General features: G+C 58.7%; 3 protein-coding genes and 1 pseudogene. 3 read left to right on the top strand and 1 reads right to left on the bottom strand.

Features of this window, described 5'->3' with window-relative positions; all coding sequences use genetic code 11:
• Window positions 1–129: 129 nt before the first annotated feature.
• Together ACGYK9_RS19285 and ACGYK9_RS19290 are read left to right on the top strand one after the other, a co-directional pair.
• A pseudogene (locus ACGYK9_RS19285) lies at window positions 130–510 on the top strand (integrase core domain-containing protein); the annotation flags it as partial.
• 82 nt (window positions 511–592) lie between these two features.
• A complete protein-coding gene (locus ACGYK9_RS19290) occupies window positions 593–766 on the top strand; it encodes a CsbD family protein (protein WP_082852044.1) in 174 nt (57 codons plus the stop codon).
• 61 nt (window positions 767–827) lie between these two features.
• Here ACGYK9_RS19290 and ACGYK9_RS19295 read toward each other — a convergent pair whose 3' ends face one another.
• Window positions 828–986: a YqaE/Pmp3 family membrane protein gene (locus ACGYK9_RS19295; protein ID WP_082852043.1), complete on the bottom strand. Its 159-nt coding sequence runs from the start codon at window positions 984–986 to the stop codon at window positions 828–830.
• Between the two features lie 186 nt (window positions 987–1,172).
• Between ACGYK9_RS19295 and ACGYK9_RS19300 the strand changes: the two genes are divergently transcribed.
• The gene (locus tag ACGYK9_RS19300) at window positions 1,173–2,033 is read left to right on the top strand and encodes a mechanosensitive ion channel family protein (protein WP_394415327.1); all 861 of its coding nucleotides are present in this window, start codon (window positions 1,173–1,175) and stop codon (window positions 2,031–2,033) included.
• Window positions 2,034–2,299 lie beyond the last annotated feature (266 nt).

The following is a 2,299-nucleotide window of genomic DNA, read 5'->3' on the forward strand; positions in this document are numbered from 1 at the left end:
CTCCTCAGCGGTGTGGTTATGCAAAACCACTGTTGAGACCTGAGACCCGGTTATGGCCACCCGCTGCGCAATTTGAGAGCTGCGCAGGCAGCCATAACCTCTTAGCGGCGCTTCTTCCCGAGGTGCTATGGGACGGAACTGACTTCGAATGCGATCCTGCGGTGGTGTTCCGAGCACCGGATCGAATGGCACTACATCGCGCCGGGCAAGCCCATGCAAAACGGTTTTGTCGAAAGCTTCAACGGGCGGATGCGCGATGAGTTGCTCAATGAGACCATGTTCCGCAACCTGCCTCATGTCCGCGTCGTGATCTCGACTTGGACCACCGACTACAACACCGAACGCCCGCATTCAGCCTTGAGTTACCAGACCCCGGCTGACTACGCGCGGACCCTGACCAACGCAATCGCCCGCCCCGCTGCGCGAAACGAAAGCTCCGCGCAGCGGGCGATTGCTCAACCCTCGCCAGATGGCGTAAACACTAACCGGGCTCCGGTCGCGACTGGATGAAAGTTCAGTGGCAGGTCACCCGCAACGGAACCCGCGCTTCCTACCCAACGTTGTTCCTCTACCTAGATAGAGGAGAGCAACCATGGCAAATGACGACCAAGCAAAAGGCAAGGCGAAAGACATCGGTGGCAAGCTGAAAGAAGAAGCCGGCGATGCCACAGGCAACGAAGACTTGAAGCACGAAGGTCAGGCCGATCAGGCCGAAGGCAAAGTGCAAAAGGGTGTCGGTGACGCCAAGGACAAGCTATCCGATTGATTGCAAAAGCGCGCCTCTTCTCGGAGGCGCGCTTTTTCTATTCGGGCTGCTGCCCGCGCTCTCACCTTTTGATGATGATATAGAGCGCATGGACGATCCCGGGCAGGTAACCCAGCAAGGTCAGGAGAATGTTAATCCAGAAGTGCTTTCCCAGACCTTCCTGCAAGAACACCCCAAGAGGGGGCAGTAGGATAGCGATGATGATGCGAATGATGTCCATAGTGTCACGCCGGGTGCGCCGGGCTCCTTTCCAAATAGACTAAACCTTGCCCTAAGCTAGCCCCCGATCGTCGCACGGCCAGTGGTGGCGCGTTGAACGGGGCGCAAGTAACACTCGCCGCAGCATGGGTTTTGCGGCAAACTACCAAACAGCCAGAGGAGGGGTAGGGTGGAGCCAGTCAGGATCATGTGGCGCCAGATCATGGAGATGGCGCGAGAGACAATCGCACTTTTGCCGCAGATCGCTGTCGCAACCCTCGTATTGATGTTGACCTGGGCCATGGCCGCGCTTGGCCGGTCGCTGGTCGGCAAAACCCTGTCCAAGACCAAGCTGCGCCCGAGCCTTCAGGACCTCTTTACCCTTTTGACGTCTATCCTCATCTGGGTCTTCGGCATCATGATCGCGGCCGTGATCGTCTTTCCCGGGCTCACGCCTGCCAGCATTCTTGCGGGGCTCGGCATCGGGTCGGTCGCCATTGGCTTCGCTTTCAAGGACGTCTTTGAGAATTTCCTCGCCGGGATCATCATCCTCTTTCGCCGAGAAATGCGCATGGGGGATCATATCGAATGCGAGGGGATCGAGGGCAAGGTCACCCATATCGCCATTAGAGAGAGCCATATCCGCCAGACGGACGGGCAGCTGGTGATCGTGCCCAATGCGATGCTCTTTAAGAACCCCGTCTATGTGCGCACGGATCAAACGCACCGTCGGCAAACCGTGATCTGCGGGGTGGCCTATGATGTCGATCTGGGTGAAGCGCGGGCGGTGATCTCCGAAGCGGTCGCGCGCTGCGAGACGGTAGAGCAGGGGGAGCATCCGATTCAGGTCTTCGCCCAAGAGTTCGGGGAGTCCTCCATCAATTTCGAGGTCACTTGGTGGACAGACTCAGCCCCGGTCGAGCAGCGCCGCTCTCGGGATGAGGTGGTGACCGCGGTGAAATGGGCGCTGGACGAAGCAGGACTGGAAATTCCTTTCCCCTACCGCACGCTCACCTTCAAAGAGCCGCTTCCGCTTAGCCGGGCAGAGGAGGATGCAGAGAAAGGGTAGGGCCTGCGCTGCGAGTCGCCGATTTTGCCCCCGTGATCCCGTGAATCGCGGTCGATTCATGGGCCGGCGGTGAAGATGTCGCCTCGGATACGGCAGGGGAGGCTAACTCCGGCGCGCTAGATGCGGGAAATTAGCACGCCATTTCAGCATCTTGCCAAAAAGTTCCCCGAAATCTCATCTTTTCTCAAATTTCTGCTTGCGGCTTTGTCTCACTAACCTTAGAACCCCCTCTACCGGCGGCGCTGAGACGCACCGCTGGGGCGCCA

This window comes from Sulfitobacter sp. 1A15258 (genome assembly GCF_043557045.1).
Lineage (GTDB): Bacteria > Pseudomonadota > Alphaproteobacteria > Rhodobacterales > Rhodobacteraceae > Sulfitobacter > Sulfitobacter faviae.